The 16,675-nt window shown below is 69.8% G+C and carries 18 protein-coding genes; 9 read left to right on the top strand and 9 right to left on the bottom strand.

Annotation, left to right across the window (positions count from 1 at the left end):
• Positions 1-25 precede the first annotated feature (25 nt).
• Complete coding sequence (locus ACO2Q0_RS15880; protein WP_423352492.1) at positions 26-904, bottom strand: transglutaminase family protein; 879 nt, start codon at positions 902-904, stop codon at positions 26-28.
• 80 nt (positions 905-984) lie between these two features.
• Here ACO2Q0_RS15880 and ACO2Q0_RS15875 point away from each other — a divergent pair, with 80 nt between their 5' ends.
• The 3 genes from ACO2Q0_RS15875 to ACO2Q0_RS15865 are packed head-to-tail and all read left to right on the top strand — an operon-like array spanning position 985 to position 3,921.
• Entirely contained in the window at positions 985-2,214 is a 1,230-nt protein-coding gene (locus tag ACO2Q0_RS15875; protein WP_423352491.1) for a putative DNA modification/repair radical SAM protein, read from the top strand.
• Positions 2,214-3,647, top strand: a complete 1,434-nt coding sequence (locus ACO2Q0_RS15870) for a UdgX family uracil-DNA binding protein (RefSeq protein ID WP_423352490.1) — start codon at positions 2,214-2,216, stop codon at positions 3,645-3,647. The genes ACO2Q0_RS15875 and ACO2Q0_RS15870 overlap by 1 nt, the downstream gene beginning before the upstream one ends.
• A gap of 10 nt (positions 3,648-3,657) precedes the next feature.
• A complete protein-coding gene (locus ACO2Q0_RS15865; RefSeq protein ID WP_423352489.1) occupies positions 3,658-3,921 on the top strand; it encodes a hypothetical protein in 264 nt (87 codons plus the stop codon).
• Between the two features lie 8 nt (positions 3,922-3,929).
• Here the strand turns inward: ACO2Q0_RS15865 and ACO2Q0_RS15860 are convergent, their stop codons facing one another.
• The 3 genes from ACO2Q0_RS15860 to ACO2Q0_RS15850 all read right to left on the bottom strand — a co-directional run bounded on the left by ACO2Q0_RS15860 (position 3,930) and on the right by ACO2Q0_RS15850 (position 6,914).
• Positions 3,930-4,589: a TetR/AcrR family transcriptional regulator gene (locus ACO2Q0_RS15860; protein WP_423352488.1), complete on the bottom strand. Its 660-nt coding sequence runs from the start codon at positions 4,587-4,589 to the stop codon at positions 3,930-3,932.
• A 75-nt stretch (positions 4,590-4,664) separates the two neighbouring features.
• On the bottom strand, positions 4,665-5,840 hold the full coding sequence (locus ACO2Q0_RS15855) for a vWA domain-containing protein (protein WP_423352487.1): 1,176 nt from the start codon (positions 5,838-5,840) through the stop codon (positions 4,665-4,667).
• A gap of 81 nt (positions 5,841-5,921) precedes the next feature.
• The gene (locus ACO2Q0_RS15850; RefSeq protein ID WP_423352486.1) at positions 5,922-6,914 is read right to left on the bottom strand and encodes an aldo/keto reductase; all 993 of its coding nucleotides are present in this window, start codon (positions 6,912-6,914) and stop codon (positions 5,922-5,924) included.
• A 96-nt stretch (positions 6,915-7,010) separates the two neighbouring features.
• On the opposite strand from ACO2Q0_RS15850, the gene ACO2Q0_RS15845 reads away from it, so the two are divergent.
• The gene (locus tag ACO2Q0_RS15845; protein ID WP_423352485.1) at positions 7,011-7,907 is read left to right on the top strand and encodes a LysR substrate-binding domain-containing protein; all 897 of its coding nucleotides are present in this window, start codon (positions 7,011-7,013) and stop codon (positions 7,905-7,907) included.
• Here ACO2Q0_RS15845 and ACO2Q0_RS15840 read toward each other — a convergent pair.
• Entirely contained in the window at positions 7,904-8,404 is a 501-nt protein-coding gene (locus tag ACO2Q0_RS15840; RefSeq protein ID WP_423352484.1) for a recombinase family protein, read from the bottom strand. The two genes, ACO2Q0_RS15845 and ACO2Q0_RS15840, sit on opposite strands and share 4 nt — an antisense overlap.
• Before the next feature lie 146 nt (positions 8,405-8,550).
• On the bottom strand, positions 8,551-9,093 hold the full coding sequence (locus ACO2Q0_RS15835) for a GNAT family N-acetyltransferase (RefSeq protein ID WP_423352483.1): 543 nt from the start codon (positions 9,091-9,093) through the stop codon (positions 8,551-8,553).
• A gap of 74 nt (positions 9,094-9,167) precedes the next feature.
• Here ACO2Q0_RS15835 and ACO2Q0_RS15830 point away from each other — a divergent pair, with 74 nt between their 5' ends.
• On the top strand, positions 9,168-10,094 hold the full coding sequence (locus ACO2Q0_RS15830) for a histone deacetylase family protein (RefSeq protein WP_423352482.1): 927 nt from the start codon (positions 9,168-9,170) through the stop codon (positions 10,092-10,094).
• A 49-nt stretch (positions 10,095-10,143) separates the two neighbouring features.
• Positions 10,144-10,779, top strand: coding sequence for a histidine phosphatase family protein (locus ACO2Q0_RS15825; RefSeq protein ID WP_423352481.1), 636 nt, complete (start codon positions 10,144-10,146; stop codon positions 10,777-10,779).
• Here the strand turns inward: ACO2Q0_RS15825 and ACO2Q0_RS15820 are convergent.
• A complete protein-coding gene (locus ACO2Q0_RS15820; RefSeq protein WP_423352480.1) occupies positions 10,776-12,188 on the bottom strand; it encodes an alkaline phosphatase PhoX in 1,413 nt (470 codons plus the stop codon). The genes ACO2Q0_RS15825 and ACO2Q0_RS15820 overlap by 4 nt on opposite strands.
• Before the next feature lie 145 nt (positions 12,189-12,333).
• Between ACO2Q0_RS15820 and ACO2Q0_RS15815 the strand changes: the two genes are divergently transcribed.
• From ACO2Q0_RS15815 to dxs, 3 genes are read left to right on the top strand one after another with little or no spacing between them, the layout of a single operon-like run.
• Positions 12,334-12,576: an exodeoxyribonuclease VII small subunit gene (locus ACO2Q0_RS15815; RefSeq protein ID WP_423352479.1), complete on the top strand. Its 243-nt coding sequence runs from the start codon at positions 12,334-12,336 to the stop codon at positions 12,574-12,576.
• Entirely contained in the window at positions 12,573-13,454 is an 882-nt protein-coding gene (locus ACO2Q0_RS15810) for a polyprenyl synthetase family protein (RefSeq protein ID WP_423352843.1), read from the top strand. The genes ACO2Q0_RS15815 and ACO2Q0_RS15810 overlap by 4 nt, the downstream gene beginning before the upstream one ends.
• 26 nt (positions 13,455-13,480) lie before the next feature.
• Positions 13,481-15,400, top strand: coding sequence for a 1-deoxy-D-xylulose-5-phosphate synthase (dxs, locus tag ACO2Q0_RS15805; protein WP_423352478.1), 1,920 nt, complete (start codon positions 13,481-13,483; stop codon positions 15,398-15,400).
• Here dxs and ACO2Q0_RS15800 read toward each other — a convergent pair.
• Both ACO2Q0_RS15800 and flgH read right to left on the bottom strand, forming a co-directional pair.
• On the bottom strand, positions 15,397-15,867 hold the full coding sequence (locus tag ACO2Q0_RS15800; protein WP_423352477.1) for a hypothetical protein: 471 nt from the start codon (positions 15,865-15,867) through the stop codon (positions 15,397-15,399). The two genes, dxs and ACO2Q0_RS15800, sit on opposite strands and share 4 nt — an antisense overlap.
• A 53-nt stretch (positions 15,868-15,920) precedes the next feature.
• Positions 15,921-16,667, bottom strand: coding sequence for a flagellar basal body L-ring protein FlgH (gene flgH / locus ACO2Q0_RS15795; RefSeq protein WP_423352476.1), 747 nt, complete (start codon positions 16,665-16,667; stop codon positions 15,921-15,923).
• Positions 16,668-16,675 lie beyond the last annotated feature (8 nt).

Raw genomic sequence — 16,675 nt, 5'->3', positions numbered from 1 at the left:
CGTCCTTCGCGCCGGCCCACTCTACCTAGGCTGCGGCCGAGAGCGAGTCCGCCGGCCGCACATCCACGTGAACGGTGAGCGTGGCTTCGCCGCCGTCGCCCAGGATCGCGCCTGAGATCGGCGCCGCTTCGGAGGGGAGGCGCGCCACGGCCACGGGGATCAGGTCTTCGCTCTCGGCGAGGCCGTTCGTCGGATCGAACTCGGTCCAGCCCAGGTCGGGCAGGAAGACCTCGCACCAGGCGTGCGTCGCGCCTGCGCCCCGCACGTCTGTGTGGCCGGGCGAGAAGAGGTAGCCGGTGACGAAGCGGGCGGCGTAGCCCAGCCGCCGCAGCGCCTCGACCATCAGCCAGGCGAAGTCGCGGCAGGTGCCCGAGCCCAGCTGCACGGTAAAATGCGGCTCCTGCGCGGCGCCCAGGTCGCGGGCCTTGTACTCGAACTCGTCGCGGATCGAACGGTTGAGCCGCATCAGGAAATCCAGCGCCGGCTCGTGCGGGCTGCCGACGCGCGCGCGCAGCCACTTCAGCAGGATCCCGTCGGGGTCCTCCGTCGCCGGCTCGACGAATGGCGCCAGCACCGGGCGGTCCGTCGGCGAGTAGACGATCGGCGTCGCCGTCTGCGGATCGCGGACGGGAATGTCCGCCAGCGGGGCGGGGAACCGCTCGATGATGAGCTCGCTGATGATCGACAGCGCCGTGCTCTCGCCGGCGGGCGTGAAGGTGCAGACCGAATTGCCGAGCGCGTCGTAGAGCCAGCGGGTGTCGCCGGGGGGCGAGACCGTCATCACGGCCTCGGCGACGCGGATGGCGTGGCTGTCGCGCGGCCGCAGCAGCAGCCGGTGCGGCGCGAAGCCCACCGGGCGCTCATAGGTGTAGAGCGTCTCGTGACGAATGCGCAGCCGGGTCATGGGGGCGGAACCGGTTTGTCGCACGTCAGTTCCACCCAGCCGTGCTGGACAGAACAAAAGTGGAACTCTAGGGTGCGTTCATGGCGGTACTCGACCTCAAGCGCAAGCTCGCCATCCTTTCCGATGCGGCCAAGTACGACGCGTCCTGCGCCTCCTCCGGGAGCGTGAAGCGCGATTCCGTGGGCGGGAAGGGTGTCGGATCCACGGACGGCGGCATGGGCATCTGCCATGCCTATGCGCCGGACGGCCGGTGCATCAGCCTGCTGAAGATCCTGCTGACCAACTTCTGCATCTACGACTGCGCCTACTGCGTGAACCGGGTCAGCTCGAACACGCCCCGCGCCCGCTTCTCGGCCGAGGAAGTCGTCGACCTCACGCTGGGCTTCTACAAGCGCAACTACATCGAGGGGCTGTTCCTCTCCTCGGGCATCATCCGCAGCGCAGACTACACCATGGAGCAGATGGTGCGGGTGGCGAAGCTGCTTCGCGAGGTCCACGACTTTCGCGGCTACATCCACCTGAAGGTGATCCCCGAGGCGTCGCCGGCCCTGGTGAACGAGGCGGGCCTCTACGCCGACCGGCTCTCCATCAACATCGAGCTGCCAAAAGACGAAAGCCTCGCCGCCTTCGCGCCGGAGAAGGACCTCGCGGGCATCAAGAAGGCGATGGGGGCGGTGCGCGTGGGCGTCGACGCCGCGAAGGAGCCGGCGCGCAAGGCGCGGCCGCCGAAGTTCGCCCCCGCCGGCCAGTCGACCCAGATGATCGTCGGAGCCGACGGCGCCTCCGACGGCGAGATCCTCAAGCGCTCCGAGACGCTGTACGGCGCCTACCGGCTCCGGCGGGTCTACTACTCGGCCTTCTCGCCGATCCCGGATTCGACCGCCCGCCTGCCGCTGCAGCGGCCGCCGCTGGTGCGCGAACACCGGCTCTACCAGGCGGACTGGCTGATGCGCTTCTACGGCTTCGACCGCGCGGAGATCATCGGCGAAGGCGAGGACCTCGACCTCACGGTCGACCCCAAGCTGGCGTGGGCGCTCCGGAACCGCGGCGACTTCCCCGTCGACCTGAACGCCGCCGAGCGCGAGCGCCTGCTGCGGGTGCCGGGCCTCGGCGTCCGCGCCTGCGACCGTATCCTCGACCTGCGGCGGCACAAGCGCATCACGCTCGAGGATCTGAAGCGCCTCTCCCGCGGCGTGGCCAAGCTGAAGCCCTTCGTCGTCACCGACGACTGGCGGCCTGGCGCGCTTATCGACGCGGCCGACCTGAAGGCGCGGCTCGCCCCGCCGCCGAAGCAGCTGGAGCTCTTCTGATGCAGGTCGTTCGGCTGGCGTCCGAAACCGATCTCGCCGGTTGGCGCGCCGCCGCCCGCAACCTGCGCGCCGCGGGCGTGCCTCCGGAAGCCGCCATCTGGACGGTCGACGGCGACGCCAGCCTCTTCGCGGGGGAAGCGGGCCCCGCGCCGACGCCCGGCGACCGCCCCTTCACCGTTCCGCGCGAGTTCGTCGACCTGGCCGGGCAGGTGATCCTGCACCGCTCGGACGAGCGGTTCTCGCTGCTCTACCGGCTGCTCTGGCGCCTGCAGGGCGAGCCGAGCCTGATGAAGATCTCGACCGACCCTGACGTCGACAAGGCGCGGCTGTTCGCCCGCGCGGTTTCCAAGGCCTTCCACAAGATGAAGGCCTTCGTCCGCTTCCGGACGGCGGGGGACGAGCAGGGCGAAGCCTACGTCGCCTGGTTCGAGCCTGCCCATCGGGTGACCGAGGCGACGTCGCCCTTCTTCGTGAAGCGGTTCGCCAACATGCGGTGGTCCATCCTGACACCCGACGTCTGCGCCCATTGGGACACTGAGACCCTGACGTTCACGCCCGGCGCCGACCCCGCCGACGCGCCCCAGGCCGACGCGCTGGAGGATTACTGGCGCACCTACTACGCCTCGATCTTCAATCCTGCCCGGCTGAAGGTGGCCGCGATGCAGAAGGAGATGCCCAAGCGCTACTGGCGGAACCTGCCGGAAGCCGGGCTCATTCCGGAATTGATCGCCAAAGCCGAGGCGAGGACGAGCGAGATGGTCCGCCAAGCCCCGTCAGAACCCGAGCGCCGCATCGTGAAGGCCGCCGTGCGCGCCAGCCGCGACGCGCCCTACGACGGCCAGGCTCCGGGCAGCCTCGCCGAGATCGCCGCCGGCGTGCAGGTTTGCCGGCGCTGCGATCTGTGGCGCGACGCGACTCAGGGCGTTCCGGGCGAAGGGCCCAGGCAGGCCCGGCTGATGTTCGTCGGCGAGCAGCCGGGGGACCAGGAGGACCTGGCCGGCCATCCATTCGTCGGGCCTGCGGGGCAGGTTCTGGACAAGGCTCTTGCGGAGGCCGGCGTCCCGCGCGCCGAGACCTTCGTCACCAACGCGGTCAAGCACTTCAAGCACGAGCTGCGCGGCAAGCGGCGCATCCACCAGACGCCGAACGCCGGCGAGGTCAGCGCCTGCCGCTGGTGGCTGGATCACGAACGCAGCATCGTCCGGCCGCGCGTGGTCGTGGCCCTCGGCGCCACCGCCGGGCTCTCGGTCTTCGGCAAGCCCACCCCAATCGCCAAGTTCCGCCAGCAGGCGCTGCAGCTCCCCGACCAGGCCCAGGGCGTGGTCACCTATCACCCGTCGTACCTGCTGCGCGTGCCCGACGCCGAGGCCAAGGCGAAGGCCTACGCCATGTTCGTCGAGGATTTGAAGTTCGCCTGGACGCTGGCCGCCTGAGGAGCTTGCCATGACCGACCCCACGCCCACCCATATCGACGAGCGCGACCCCGGCAAGCCGTCGGGGCTCTCGATCCGTGAGGAGGCCGACCGCGAGATCGACGCCTACGACGACCTCGCCAACCTGGTGCTGCTACTGCCCGAGGACCGCTGGGCCGAGTTCGTGCGCGACATCGCCGGCGAGGCCGACGAAGCCGCCGGCGAAGTCCGCTATCGCGGCGTGCTGTTCCGCCGGGCGCCGGTCACGGCCGTAGTGGCGCAGGAGGGCTTCTAGACCGAGCCCTAGGCCAGGAAGCCCGCTTCGGCGAAGTCCAGCATCCGCTTCAGCAGCGCCGCCACGTCGCCCTCGCGCGTCGCGCCCCCGGACAGGTGGTGCAGCCGGTCGAACTCGGCGAAGCGGTTGTTGTGGACCATGCCCAGCACGAAGTGCAGCCGCCAGTAGACGTCTTCCTTCGGCAGGTCGGGCCGCGCGGCCAGCAGCGCCTCGGCGAAGCGGGCGAGGTGGCTGACGTCGTTGCGCAGCACCTCGCGCATCTCCTCCGTGCCCTCGGACCGGGCGCGGATGATGAACTGGAGCGAGATGCGGCGTTCGTTGTCCGGCGCCGACCAGCGCAGCGGCGGGGCGAAATAGGCCTCGAGGATCTCGCGCACGGGCGGGCGGCCACCGTGCCGCGCGGCGGCCTCGTGCAGCTGCTTGGCGCGCTCGCGGTTCAGCTCGGCGGTGCGGCGCTTGAAGATCTCGAAGAGCAGCGCGTCCTTGGAGCCGAAGTGATAGTTCACAGACGCGAGGTTCACGCCGGCCTCGGCCGTGATGTCGCGCACCGAGACGTTCTGGAAGCCGTGCAGGGCGAAGAGCCGCTCGGCGGCGTTGAACACCGCCGCCTTGGTGGCGGCCTGGGCCTCCTCCGTGTCGGGGGCGTCCTGGATCAGGGGATCGTTCATGGGAATCCCTTAAGCATCCCGGAAGCTTAGGTCGATCCGGCGCAACCGCACACCCTTAAGCTTCGGCGCCCGTGCCTAGCGCGCGAGCTCCTTCATCGCCTTTTCCAGGCCCTCTATGGTCAGCGGGAACATCCGCTCGCCGACGAGCTGCTTCAGCACGCCGATCGAGGGCGTGTAGTCCCAGTGCCGCTCGGCGGTGGGGTTCAGCCACACCACATGTTCGTAGATCTGGGTGACGCGGTCGATCCAGACGGCGCCGGCCTCCTCGTTCCAGTGCTCCACCGACCCGCCCGGATAGGTGATCTCGTAGGGGCTCATGGTCGCGTCGCCGACGAAGATGATCTTGTAGTCGTGCGGGAACTTGTGGAGCACGTCCCAGGTCGGAATCTTCTCGGCGTGGCGGCGCCGGTTGTCCTTCCACACCGCCTCGTAGAGGCAGTTGTGGAAGTAGTAGAACTCCATGTTCTTGAACTCGGTGCGCGCGGCGCTGAACAGCTCCTCGCAGACCTTGATGTGGCTATCCATCGAGCCGCCGATGTCGAAGAAGATCAGGACGCTGATCTTGTTTCGGCGCTCGGGACGCAGGTGGATGTCGAGATAGCCCTTCTCGGCGGTGCCCTTGATGGTGCCGTCGAGGTCCAGCTCCTCCGGCGCCCCGTCGCGGACCCATTTGCGCAGGCGGCGCAGGGCGACCTTGATGTTGCGCGTGCCGAGCTCGACCTGGTCGTCCAGGTTCTTGTACTCGCGCTGGTCCCAGACCTTCACCGCCTTGCCGTGGCGGCTCTTGTCCTGGCCGATGCGGACGCCCTCGGGATTGTAGCCGTTGGCGCCAAAGGGCGAGGTGCCGCCGGTGCCGATCATCTTGTTGCCGCCCTCGTGGCGCTCCTTCTGCTCCCGGATGCGCTCGGCCAGCGCCTCCATCAGCTTGTCGAAGCCGCCCATGGCCTCGATCTGCGCCTTCTCCTCCTCGGTGAGGAACTTTTCGGACAGCTTCTTCAGCCATTCGGCGGGGATGTCGGCGGCCAGGCCCTCGTCGACGCTCTCCAGGCCCTTGAAGACGTGGCCGAACACCCGGTCGAACTTGTCGAGGTTCTTCTCGTCCTTCACCAGGGCGGCGCGCGACAGGTAGTAGAAGTCGTCCACCGAACGGTCGATGACGCCCTTGTCCAGGCCCTCCATGAGGGCGAGGTACTCCTTCAGCGTCACGGGCACGCGGGCCTCGCGGAGCTCGGTGAAGAAGCGCATGAACATCGGGGAGCCGGCCTTCGAACGTCCGTTTGAACGCCGAGGATGGGGCTCCGGGTCCCCGATGTCTAGTATGCCGAGCGCCCGCTAGCCCTTCTCGCTGTCCAGCATGGCCATCATGGGCGTCGCATAGCGGTCGCCGGCCACGGCGCCCTTCGGCGCGGCGGCCTCGAAGGCGGCGAAGGCCCCCGCGTCCAGCTTGGCGTCAAGCGCGCCCAGCGCCTCGACCAGCCGGTCACGGCGCCGCGCGCCCACCAGCGGGATGATGTCCTCGCCGCGCGACGCCACCCAGGCGATGGCCGCCTGGGCCGGCGTCACCCCGGCCGCCTCGGCCGCCGTCCGCAGCGCCTCGGCGAGTTTTAGGTTCTTCTCCAGGTTCTCGCCCTGGAAGCGGGGGGCGTGGGCCCGGAAGTCCCGGCCCGTCGGCGCCGCGGTCATGTGGCCGCCGATCAGCCCGCGCGACAGGACGCCATAGGCGGTGATGGCGATCCCCAGCTCGCGGCAGGTCTGCAGCACGCCGTCCTCGATGCCCCGCGACAGCAGGCTGTACTCGATCTGCAGATCGGTGATCGGATGGACGGCGGCGGCCCGGCGGATGGTCTCCGATCCCACCTCCGAAAGGCCGATGTGGCGCACGTAGCCCGCCTGCACCATCTCGGCGATGGCGCCGATCGTGTCTTCGATCGGCACGTTCGGATCGAGCCGCGAGGGCCGGTAGACGTCGATGTGGTCCACGTCCAGGCGGCGCAGGGAGTAGGCCAGCGCGCTCTTGGTGGCGATCGGCCGCGCGTCATAGCCCAGGAAGGCGCCGTCGGGCGCGCGCAGGCCGCCGAACTTCACGCTCAGCACCAGGTCGTCGCGGCGGTGGCGCTTCAGCGCCTCGCCGATCAGCATCTCGTTGTGGCCCATGCCGTAGAAGTCGCCGGTGTCGAGCAGGGTGATCCCGGCCTCCACCGCCGCGTCGATGGTCGCCAGGCTCTCGGCCCGATCGGCCGGCCCGTACATGTCGGACATGCCCATGCAGCCCAGGCCCAGGGCCGAGACTTCGGGGCCGGTCTTGCCAAGCTTGCGCGTCTGCATTGTTCGCCTCCTTGCGTTCGCAGCCTCAAAGCTAGGCCTGGGCAATCCCCTCGATAATCGGCATTGTTCCACACGGACTGTGCGGAAATCCGAACAATGGAAAAGCTCGATCTCGACGCGTTGGCCGCCTTCGCCGCAATCGCGCGCCACCGTAACTTCCGTCGGGCGGCCCTGGAGCGCGGGGTCTCGGCCTCGACCCTCAGCGCGGCGCTGCGCGAGTTAGAGGCGCGGATGGGGGTCCGCCTGTTGAACCGCACCACCCGCAGCGTGGCCCTGACGGAGGCGGGCGCGGCCCTGCTGTCGCGCCTGCAGCCGGCGCTGGCCGAGATCGGCGAGGCCGTATCGGAGGCGCGGTCGGCCCAGGCCGAACCCTCCGGCTCGCTCCGGATCAATGCGCCGCAGCCGGCGGTGGACCTGGTGCTGGCCCCGTTGATCGCCCTCTTCCTGAAGGCCTATCCGGCGGTGCGCGTCGAGGTGGTCACCGAGACGGCGCTGGTCGACATCGTCGCCCAAGGCTTCGACGCCGGCGTCCGCTGGGGGGAGAGCCTGGCCCTGGACATGGTGGCGGTGCCGCTCGGCGGGCCGCAGCGCTTCGCCGTCGTAGGCTCGCCCGAGCTGATCGCCCGCGTCGGGCGGCCGGAACATCCGCGCGACCTGCTGCAGATGCCGTGCCTGAAGGTCCGCTTTCCCAGCGGAGCCGAGCCGCCGTGGGAGTTCGAGCGGGCCGGCGAGACGGTGCGGCTTTCGCCGCCCGGTCGGCTGGTGTCGAGCAACACCGCCGTCCTCATGCACGGCGCGCTGGAGGGGCTGGGCTTCGTCTCGGCGTTCGACGGCTATGTGCAGTCGTATGTGGACCGGGGAAAGCTGGTCGAGGTTCTGGCCGACTGGTCCGAGGTCTTCCCGGGACCCTATCTCTACTACCCCAGCCGCCGGACGCTGCCGTCGCCGCTGCGGGCGTTCGTCGATTTCGTGCAGGCCAGCCGCAAGGCCTAGTTGTGCGCGTCGAGCTCGCGCAGCTTGCGCCAGACGGTCATGCGCGAGACGCCGAGGCGCCGGGCGATCTCGACCGGGCCCACGCCCGCGCGCTTGAGGGCCCGGATCTGCTGAACCTCGGCGGGACTGCCGCGGCGGCCGCGGGCGCCCTCGGGCTCCAGCGCGCCGACGGCCTGCAGCACGGCGCGCAGCGCCCGGCCGCCTTCGCCCTGGCTGCTGATTTCGGCGTCGGCCACGTACAGCGTTGCGCCGCGGGCCTCCAGCCGCGCCACGATGTCCAGCAAGGCATGGCTGGTGGTCGCCAGCTCCTCCAGCCGATTGACGACGAGCTGGTCGCCGGCCCCGATGAAGTCGAGGATCGAGATGAGCACCGGAGCCGTCGGCCCCTCGGCCAGAGCCGCCTCCGTGCGCACGACCTGGCAGCCCAGAGCTTCCAGCGCTCGGATCTGCTCGTTCGCGTCCTCGTCGCCCAGTCGAACGTAGCCGATCTTGAGCATGCCGCCCGCCCCTTGAGCACTCCGCCACTCGCAGTTGCAGAGTCCCAGAACCGGCCGTCAAAGTGAAGGCGCCGCTACGTTAAATCGGAGCAATATTCTCCCGGGCCGACGGAGATTACCGGATATTTATGTTCGGCGAACGACAACTATGGCAGAAATGCGGCAAAATTTTCTGCGCTCTTCTTCAGGATGAACTCTGCATCCACGGTTGAGCCCACGACGAAACCATAGTCGCCCACCTTCTCGAACCCGCGCCGGGCGTAGAACCGCTGCGCTCCGTGGTTCTCCGACCAGACCCCGATCCAGACGTTCCGCGGTCCGTCCGCCTGCAGCCAGGCGATCGTCTCGTCGAAAAGGCGTTTGCCGAGCCCGCCGCCCTGCCACGCTTTCAGGAAGTAGATGCGCTTCAGCTCGCCGCAGTCCGGCGTGACGTCAGGGTGCGGCAGGTTGCATGGGCCGGCGAGCGCATAGCCCACCGCCTGGCCGTCCACCTCGACGATCCACGACGCCTTGGCGGGGTCCGCGAGATCGGCTCGCGTCCGCTCCAGTCCATAGGCTTCCGCCAGGAACGCTTCGAGGTCGGCGGCCGGATAGAGGTGGCCGAAGGTGTCGGTGAACGTCCTGGTCCCAAGCGCCGACAGCGTCTTGGCGTCCGCGGACCCGGCGCGCCGGATCACGGGTTCAGTCATGTCGCCCCCCTGCGCGGCGGCCATGCGGACCGCCTCATTTCGAACTCAAGGGCGCCTTGCGATAGGATGCCCCCATGGACGTCGCGCTTTATACCCACGTGGACATGCTGGACCACCGTCCGGGCGACGGCCACCCGGAGCGGCCGGAGCGCCTGCGGGCGGTGATCGACGCCCTGAGCGACGCCACCGACCTGGCGCTGATCCCCAACGACGCCCCACTGGCCGAGGAGGCCGATCTCGCCCGCGTGCACGACCCGGCGCATCTGGAACGGATCTTCCGCCTGGCGCCCACGGAGGAGGTCCATGTCCTGGACGAGGACACCTACATGTCGGCGGGCAGTCTCGTCGCCGCCCGCCGTGCGGCGGGGGCGGCGGTGAAGGCCGTGCGGGATGTGGCGACCGGGCGCGTCCAGCGGGCGTTCTGCGCCGTCCGGCCGCCGGGACACCATGCCGAGCCGGGCCTGCCGATGGGGTTCTGCATCTTCTCCAACGTCGCCGTCGCCGCGAAGGCCGCCCAGGCGGCCGGGCTGAAGCGGATCGCCGTGGTCGACTTCGACATCCACCACGGCAACGGGACCCAGGCGGCGTTCGCCGGCCAGGACGGGCTGTTCCTCGCCTCTATCCAGCAATGGCCGATGTGGCCGGGGACCGGACACCCGTCCGAGAACGTCGCCGGCAACATCGCCAATGCGGTGACCCCGCCGGGCGCCCCGGCCGAGGTCTGGCGCCAGGCGTTCGAGGGACTGCTGGACCAGGTGGACGCTTTCGCGCCGGACCTGATCATCGTCTCGGCCGGCTTCGACGCCCATCGGCGCGACCCGATCGGCGGGGCGGGCCAGAGCCTGGAGGAGGCGGACTTCGCCTGGGCCACCCGCGCCATCGTCTCGGTCGCCGAACGCCGCGCCAAGGGTCGGGTTGTGTCGTCGCTCGAGGGCGGGTACGACCTCGAAGCTCTGGGCCGCTCCGCGCTTGCGCACGTGAGGGCCCTGGCGGACGGGTGAGGGGCTTTCAGTTGCGCGTTGGCGCCAACGGCAAAGGCGTGCGGGTCTGATGGATAAGACCCCCAAAGGGGAAACCCGCGTCGACGACCCCCAGGCGAAACCCGCCGCGATCCGTCATGGCGCGATCATCCTGGCCCGTCACGGCGAGCCCGCGCTGTCGCGCAAGGTGCGCCTGAGGGCGGCCGAGTACCGCGAGTTCTGGGCCAATTACGAGATCCTCGGCCTGCTGCCCGGCCAGACGCCGCCGAAGCAACTCCTCAGCTTCGTGGAGTCCTGCGGCGCGCTGGTCTCCTCGACCCGCCTGCGCTCGATCGAGAGCGCCCAGGCGTTGGCCAAGGACCGTGTCTTCGACCGGCACGATGTCCTGATCGAGGCGCCGCTGCCGCCGCCGAACTGGCCCGACTGGATTCGCATGTCCCCGTCCATGTGGGGGTTCTTCGCCCGCCTCTGGTGGTGGTTCTTCGACCATCACGAGGGCCAGGAAACCCGGTCCCAGGCGGAGGAGCGCGCCGACCGCGCCGCCGCCATGCTGATCGGGCTGGCCGCCGGGGGCGAGAACGTGGTGGTCCTCGCCCACGGCTTCTTCAACTTCATGATCGGCCGCAGCCTGCGGAAGCTCGGCTGGAAGCTCGTGCAGAGCGAAGGCTACAAGTACTGGTCCATGCGCCGCTTCGAGCGCGCCTAGGCCTTCAGCCGGCTCCAGGGCCCGGTGATGGCGATGGTCGTGCCCGGGAAGTAGATGTTCACGAAGCAGGTCGAGCCGTCGGGCGAGAAGCAGACGCCGGCCAGTTCCGTGTTCGGCGCATTCTGAACCGCCGGCTTCGCGGCGTTACGGCCCACGGTGTAGATCTGCCCCTTTGGCGTGACCGCCTTCAGCATGTTGTAGCCGGCGTACTTGTCCTCGCAGAGGAACAGGTGGCCGTTCGGCGCGATGGCCACGTTGTCGGGCATCGAGATGCGCTGCTTGTCGGTGCTCTCGAAGAACAGCTCGATCTCGCCCGGACGGTCCTTCTCGCCCGGCTTGCCCTCCTGCGCGCTCGGCCGATAGCGCATGATCTGGCCGTCGCGCGTCGGCCCGCCGCTCGTGCAGGTGAAGTAGAGCTCGCCGTCGCCGAAATAGATGCCCTCGCCGCGCGCGAAATAGGCCGCGCCCTTGCCGTGGCCGCGATGGCGCAGGTCGTTGTGCGGATTGTCGACGCCGTCCATGTCGATCCAGACCGCCTTCTTGCGGTCGCCCACTTTCCAGAAGGGCTTGTCCCAGTTGCGCGGGTCGGCCGCCGCGCCCTCGCGGAAGCCCAGGGCCTGCAGCCGCCCGCCGGCATGCAGCCTGGCGGGGTCGTTCGGCAGGTACCGGTAGAACAGGCAGAAGCCGTCCGAGAAGTCCTCGGTCAGATAGACCACGCCGGTCCGCGGATCGGTGGCCGTGGCCTCGTGCTTGAAGCGGCCCATGCCCGTGATCGGGACGGGATCGGCCAGGCCGCGCAGGTCGGCCGGCACCTCGAACACCCAGCCGTGGTCCTTGGCCCCGACCTCGCCCGCGCGATATTCGGTCTCCTCGCACGACAGCCACGTCCGCCGAGGCGTGCGTCCGCCCGCGCAGTTCACCGTGGTCCCCGCAAGGCTCAGGTGGTGGGTGACGAGGCGCTGCTGCTTCAGGTCCCAGACCAGCGTCGTCGTGCCGCCGTCCATCGGCAGCCCCGAGGGGATGCGGTCGTAGGCCTGGTCGGCGCCGACCTTCGCGGCCAGGGCGCCGTCCTTGCCGAAGGCGGAGCGGTCGGGTTCGGACGGCCGCTGCTCGTGGTTTCGCACCAGGATGACGCGGTTGGGGTCGCTCGCGTCGGGGAAGCAGGCCATGCCGTCCGCCTTGCCCGGCGTCAGCAGCCCGTCGTCCATCGGCTGGCCGACCTGCGAGACCACCTTGTAGGAGAAGCCTTCGGGCAGGTCGAAGACGCCGGCCGGATCGGGGACCAGGGGCCCGTAGCCGGTGATGTCGTCCCGGTAGTCGCCGACGGATTGGGCGGCCGCGCGGGACAGGCCGGCGAAGGCGGCGGAGGTTGCGGCGAGCGCGAGGAAGCTGCGGCGGCTGACGGACATGATCTTCGGATTGCACCCCTGAAGCCCGCGAGCTATCCGCCGATCATTGCAGGCCTATGACGGCGTCGCGGGACGGACAAGCCTTAGCGGGTGGACCGGCCGGAGCGCCAGTTCTAGGTTCGCCGCACGCCTGGAGAGCGACCTCATGTCCGAGCCCGCCGACATCGCCGCCATGAGCTTCGAGCAGGCGCTCGCCGAACTCGAGCAGATCGTCGGACGGCTGGAGTCCGGCCAGGCGCCGCTCGAGGACTCCATCCGCATGTACGAGCGCGGCGCGGCGCTGAAGGCCCACTGCGAGGCGCGCCTCGAGGCCGCCCGCCTGCGCGTCGAGAAGATCGTCTCGGGCGCGGGCGGCGCTCTGAACGCCGAGCCCGCCGAGTTCGGCTGATGGAGCTGGCCCGGCGCGTGGCCGAGGCCGCCGACCTCGTGACGGTGGCGCTCGACGAACTCCTGCCCCGGGCCGACGGGCCCGAGAGCCGGCTGACTGAGGCCATGCGCTATGCCGTCCTCGGGCCGGGCAAGCGCCTGCGCACCTTCTTCGCCCTCGAGACGGGCCGGATGTTCGATCTGGACGATCGGCCAGTGCTGCGCTCGGCCTGCGCGCTGGAGTGCATCCACGCCTACAGCCTGGTGCACGACGACCTGCCCTGCATGGACGACGACGACGTCCGCCGAGGCCGGCCCACGGTGCACAAGGCGTATGACGAGGCCACGGCCGTGCTGGCCGGCGACGCCCTCCAGACCGCGGCCTTTGAGATCCTTTCCCACCCTGACACCCATCCGGATGGGACGATCCGCAGCGAACTGGTCATGCGCCTGGCGGTGGCGTCGGGCGCGCGGGGCATGGCCGGCGGCCAGATGATCGACATTCTGGGGGTTCGCGAGGACCTGGGCGGCGTCGCCCGCATGCAGCGGCTGAAGACGGGGGCCTTGATCGCCTGCGCCTTCGAGCTGCCGCTTGTGCTCGCCCGCGCCAAGGAGGCCGAACGCCACGCGCTGATGGGGTTCGCCCACGACCTCGGCCTCGCCTACCAGATCGTCGACGACCTGCTGGACGCCGAGGGCGACGCCGAGGAGATGGGCAAGGCGGCGCAGAAGGACGCCGGCAAGGGCAAGGCCAACTTCGTCACCCTGCTGGGCGTCGACGCCGCCCGGGAACGTCTCGGTCTGCTTGAAAAGCAGACGAAATCTCACCTGGATCCGTTCGGGGAACGGGCCGATTTCCTGCGGGCCAGCGTCGATTTCGTGCTAGAGCGCCGGCAGTAATCCGGAAAAAGCTGCCCGCGTTCCCCATGCCTCCTGCAACGCCTCTCCTCGACACCGTCCATGCGCCCGCCGACACGCGTGGGCTGTCCATTCCGCAGCTCCGCCAGCTTGCCGACGAGGTGCGGGCCGAGACCATCGACGCTGTGTCTCAGACGGGCGGACACCTGGGCGCGGGCCTGGGCGTAGTCGAGCTGACGGTGGCCCTGCACCACGTCTACGAGACGCCGAAGGACATCCTGATCTGGGACGTCGGCCACCAGGCTTATCCGCACAAGATCCTCACGGGGCGCCGGGATCGCATCCGCACCCTGCGCCAGGGCGGCGGGCTCTCGGGCTTCACCAAGCGGGCGGAGAGCGAATACGACCCCTTCGGGGCGGCGCACGCCGCCACCTCGATCTCCGCGGCGCTCGGCTTCTGCGCGGCCCGCGATGCGGCCGGCCGCGACAATAAGGTGGTGGCGGTCATCGGCGACGGCTCGATGAGCGCCGGCATGGCCTACGAGGCCATGAACACCGCCTACGACACGACGAAGCAGCTCACCGTCATCCTCAACGACAACGACATGTCGATCGCCCCGCCGGTGGGCGGCATGAGCGCCTACATGGCCAGGCTCGTGTCGGGCGGCGGCTACCAGTCGCTGCGCAACATCGGCAAGGCGGTGTCGAAGGCCTTCCCACGGCCGATCCAGGAAGCCGCCCGCAAGGCCGAGGAATTCGCCCGCGGCATGGTCACCGGCGGCACGTTCTTCGAGGAGCTGGGCTTCTACTACGTGGGCCCGATCGACGGCCACGACATGGACGCCCTGGTCCACGTCCTGCAGAACGCGCGGAAGATCGACGACAAGCCGGTCCTCGTCCACGTCGTCACTCAGAAGGGCAAGGGCTACGCCCCGGCCGAAAACGCCGCCGACAAGTACCACGGCGTGGTCAAGTTCGACGTCGTCACGGGCCAGCAGGCCAAGCCCGCCCAGGCCGGCGCGCCCAGCTACACCAAGGTCTTCGCCCAGGAGCTGATCAAGCACGCCGAGCGCGACGACAAGATCGTGGCCATCACCGCGGCCATGCCGTCGGGCACCGGCCTCGACCTGTTCGGCCAGACGTTCCCCGACCGCACCTTCGACGTCGGCATCGCCGAGCAGCATGCGGTGACCTTCGCCGCCGGCCTCGCCGCCGACGGCATGAAGCCCTTCGCGGCGATCTATTCGACCTTCCTGCAGCGCGGCTACGACCAGGTCGTCCACGACGTGGCGATCCAGGGCCTGCCCGTGCGCTTCGCCATCGACCGCGCCGGGCTCGTGGGCGCCGACGGCCCGACCCACGCCGGCTCCTTCGACGTGGGCTACCTCGGCCAGCTTCCCGGTATGGTCCTCATGGGCCCGTCCGACGAGGCTGAGCTCGCCCGCGCCATCGCCACCGCCGTGGCCATCGACGACCGCCCTTCGGCCTTCCGCTATCCGCGCGGCGAGGGCACAGGTGTCGAGATCCCGCCGCTCGCCGACCCGCTGGAGATCGGCAAGGGCCGCATCGTGCGCGAGGGGTCGGCGGTCGCCATCCTCTCCTTCGGCACGCGTCTCACCGAGAGCCTGCGCGCCGCCGACCTGCTGGCCGCCCGTGGCCTCTCGGCCACCGTGGCCGACGCCCGCTTCGCCAAGCCGTTGGACCTCGACCTCCTGCTCAGGCTCGCCCGCGAACACGAGGCCCTGATCACCGTGGAAGAGGGCGCGATGGGCGGCTTCGGCGCGTTCGTCCTGCATGCGCTGGCCGAGCACGGCGCGCTGGACCGCGGCCTCAAGATCCGGACGCTCACGCTGCCGGACATCTTCCAGGATCAGGACAAGCCCGAGCTCATGTACGCCCAGGCCGGTCTCGACGCCGACGGCATCGTCCGCGCCGCCCTGGGCGCGCTGGGCATCGACAACGCCTCAGCCAAGGGCCGGCGGGCCTAAGCCCCGCGGCAGCTCTCCACGAACCTGCGGCCCTGGTCGTCGGCCGCGGGAAGCTGCGTCCGGCGCCCGCCCACGCGCACGCTCAGCGCGTCGCCATGCCGGAACCGCTCCAGGGCGGGATCCGTGGCGGGCGTCGCGGCCTCGATCAGGTAGCCGCCGGTCATCATGTCGGGCTGGGCTTCCGCCCGGCGCTTGGACGACGCGCGTCCTGCCTGCAGGGTCAGGGCCGGGGCGGCGCGCGCCTCATGCTCGACCAGCGTCACCAGCACTTCGCCCGACCGGGGCTGGCAGGCCAGCATGACGATGACGTTGTCGGTGCCCATCTCGCCGTAGGCGAGCTTGTTCTCGTCCGGGCTCTCGGTGAGGCCCCAGCTCATGGAGGGCCCCTCGGCGACCGGCGTCACCGGATGGGCGCAGGCCGTGACGGCGACGGCGGCGAACAGACTGAAAAGGCTACGGCGGCGCATGACGCTCCCTCCATGGGTTAACGCCAGCGCCGCCGCATTGATCCCGATCAGGTTTAGAAGGGCGAGAACCGCTCGATCAGCGACTGGCCGGCCGGCACTTTCTGCACGCGGCTGATGTCGCCGCGGCCGCCGTAGCTGATGCGCGCCTCCGCGATCTGGGTGTGGCGGATGGTGTTCGCCGCGCTGATGTCCTCGGGGCGCACGACGCCCGCCACGGTGAGCTGGCGGATGTCGGTATTGGTGCGCACCTCCTGGGTGCCCTGAATCGTCATGTTGCCGTTCGGCAGGACGCCGGTGACCACCGCGGCGATGGTCAGGCTGATCTTCTCGGCCCGGTTCACCGCGCCCGCGCCCGTGTTGGCGAACTTGGAACTGGTCTCGATGGCGTTCGACGGGTCGTATTCGCCGGGCAGGATCTTGCCCAGGCTGCTCTCCAGGCCCAGCAGGTGCGGGATGCCGGCCGTCGCGCCCGAGCTGCGCGAGCTGGTGGTGGAGTTGATGGTCTTGGCGCTGTCGTCGATGTCGATCTGCACCGTCAGGATGTCGCCCACCCGGCCGGCCCGCTGGTCGGCGAAGAAGGTGCGCGCGCCCACCCGCCACAGCGAGTTGGCGCTGGCCGGCTGCGGCACGGGCTCGCGCACCGAAACCAGCGGGACGACCTGCTGCTGCACGCCCACGATGGCGGCGGGATAGCCTACAGGGGCCAGCTCGGGGCCGCGCACCGCTTCGGTCACGGTCGAGCAGGCCGCCAGCGGCGCGAGGGCGAGGAGGGCGAGGGGCGCGAGGGCACGGATACGCATGATGGCTT

The sequence above is a fragment of the Phenylobacterium sp. VNQ135 genome (genome assembly GCF_049445735.1).
GTDB lineage: Bacteria > Pseudomonadota > Alphaproteobacteria > Caulobacterales > Caulobacteraceae > Phenylobacterium.
The sequence above is the reverse complement of the archived record's forward strand: the minus strand, read 5'-3'. Positions and strand labels throughout refer to the sequence as shown.

Coding starts and splice junctions, on each gene's coding strand:
- flgH (WP_423352476.1), bottom strand. CDS start 16,667: ATGCGTATCCGTGCCCTCGCGCCCCTCGCCCTCCTCGCCCTCGCGCCG.
- ACO2Q0_RS15875 (WP_423352491.1), top strand. CDS start 985: ATGGCGGTACTCGACCTCAAGCGCAAGCTCGCCATCCTTTCCGATGCG.
- ACO2Q0_RS15865 (WP_423352489.1), top strand. CDS start 3,658: ATGACCGACCCCACGCCCACCCATATCGACGAGCGCGACCCCGGCAAG.
- ACO2Q0_RS15825 (WP_423352481.1), top strand. CDS start 10,144: ATGGATAAGACCCCCAAAGGGGAAACCCGCGTCGACGACCCCCAGGCG.
- ACO2Q0_RS15840 (WP_423352484.1), bottom strand. CDS start 8,404: ATGCTCAAGATCGGCTACGTTCGACTGGGCGACGAGGACGCGAACGAG.
- ACO2Q0_RS15800 (WP_423352477.1), bottom strand. CDS start 15,867: ATGCGCCGCCGTAGCCTTTTCAGTCTGTTCGCCGCCGTCGCCGTCACG.
- ACO2Q0_RS15830 (WP_423352482.1), top strand. CDS start 9,168: ATGGACGTCGCGCTTTATACCCACGTGGACATGCTGGACCACCGTCCG.
- ACO2Q0_RS15835 (WP_423352483.1), bottom strand. CDS start 9,093: ATGACTGAACCCGTGATCCGGCGCGCCGGGTCCGCGGACGCCAAGACG.
- ACO2Q0_RS15880 (WP_423352492.1), bottom strand. CDS start 904: ATGACCCGGCTGCGCATTCGTCACGAGACGCTCTACACCTATGAGCGC.
- ACO2Q0_RS15855 (WP_423352487.1), bottom strand. CDS start 5,840: ATGTTCATGCGCTTCTTCACCGAGCTCCGCGAGGCCCGCGTGCCCGTG.
- ACO2Q0_RS15815 (WP_423352479.1), top strand. CDS start 12,334: ATGTCCGAGCCCGCCGACATCGCCGCCATGAGCTTCGAGCAGGCGCTC.
- ACO2Q0_RS15860 (WP_423352488.1), bottom strand. CDS start 4,589: ATGAACGATCCCCTGATCCAGGACGCCCCCGACACGGAGGAGGCCCAG.
- dxs (WP_423352478.1), top strand. CDS start 13,481: ATGCCTCCTGCAACGCCTCTCCTCGACACCGTCCATGCGCCCGCCGAC.
- ACO2Q0_RS15850 (WP_423352486.1), bottom strand. CDS start 6,914: ATGCAGACGCGCAAGCTTGGCAAGACCGGCCCCGAAGTCTCGGCCCTG.
- ACO2Q0_RS15820 (WP_423352480.1), bottom strand. CDS start 12,188: ATGTCCGTCAGCCGCCGCAGCTTCCTCGCGCTCGCCGCAACCTCCGCC.
- ACO2Q0_RS15845 (WP_423352485.1), top strand. CDS start 7,011: ATGGAAAAGCTCGATCTCGACGCGTTGGCCGCCTTCGCCGCAATCGCG.
- ACO2Q0_RS15870 (WP_423352490.1), top strand. CDS start 2,214: ATGCAGGTCGTTCGGCTGGCGTCCGAAACCGATCTCGCCGGTTGGCGC.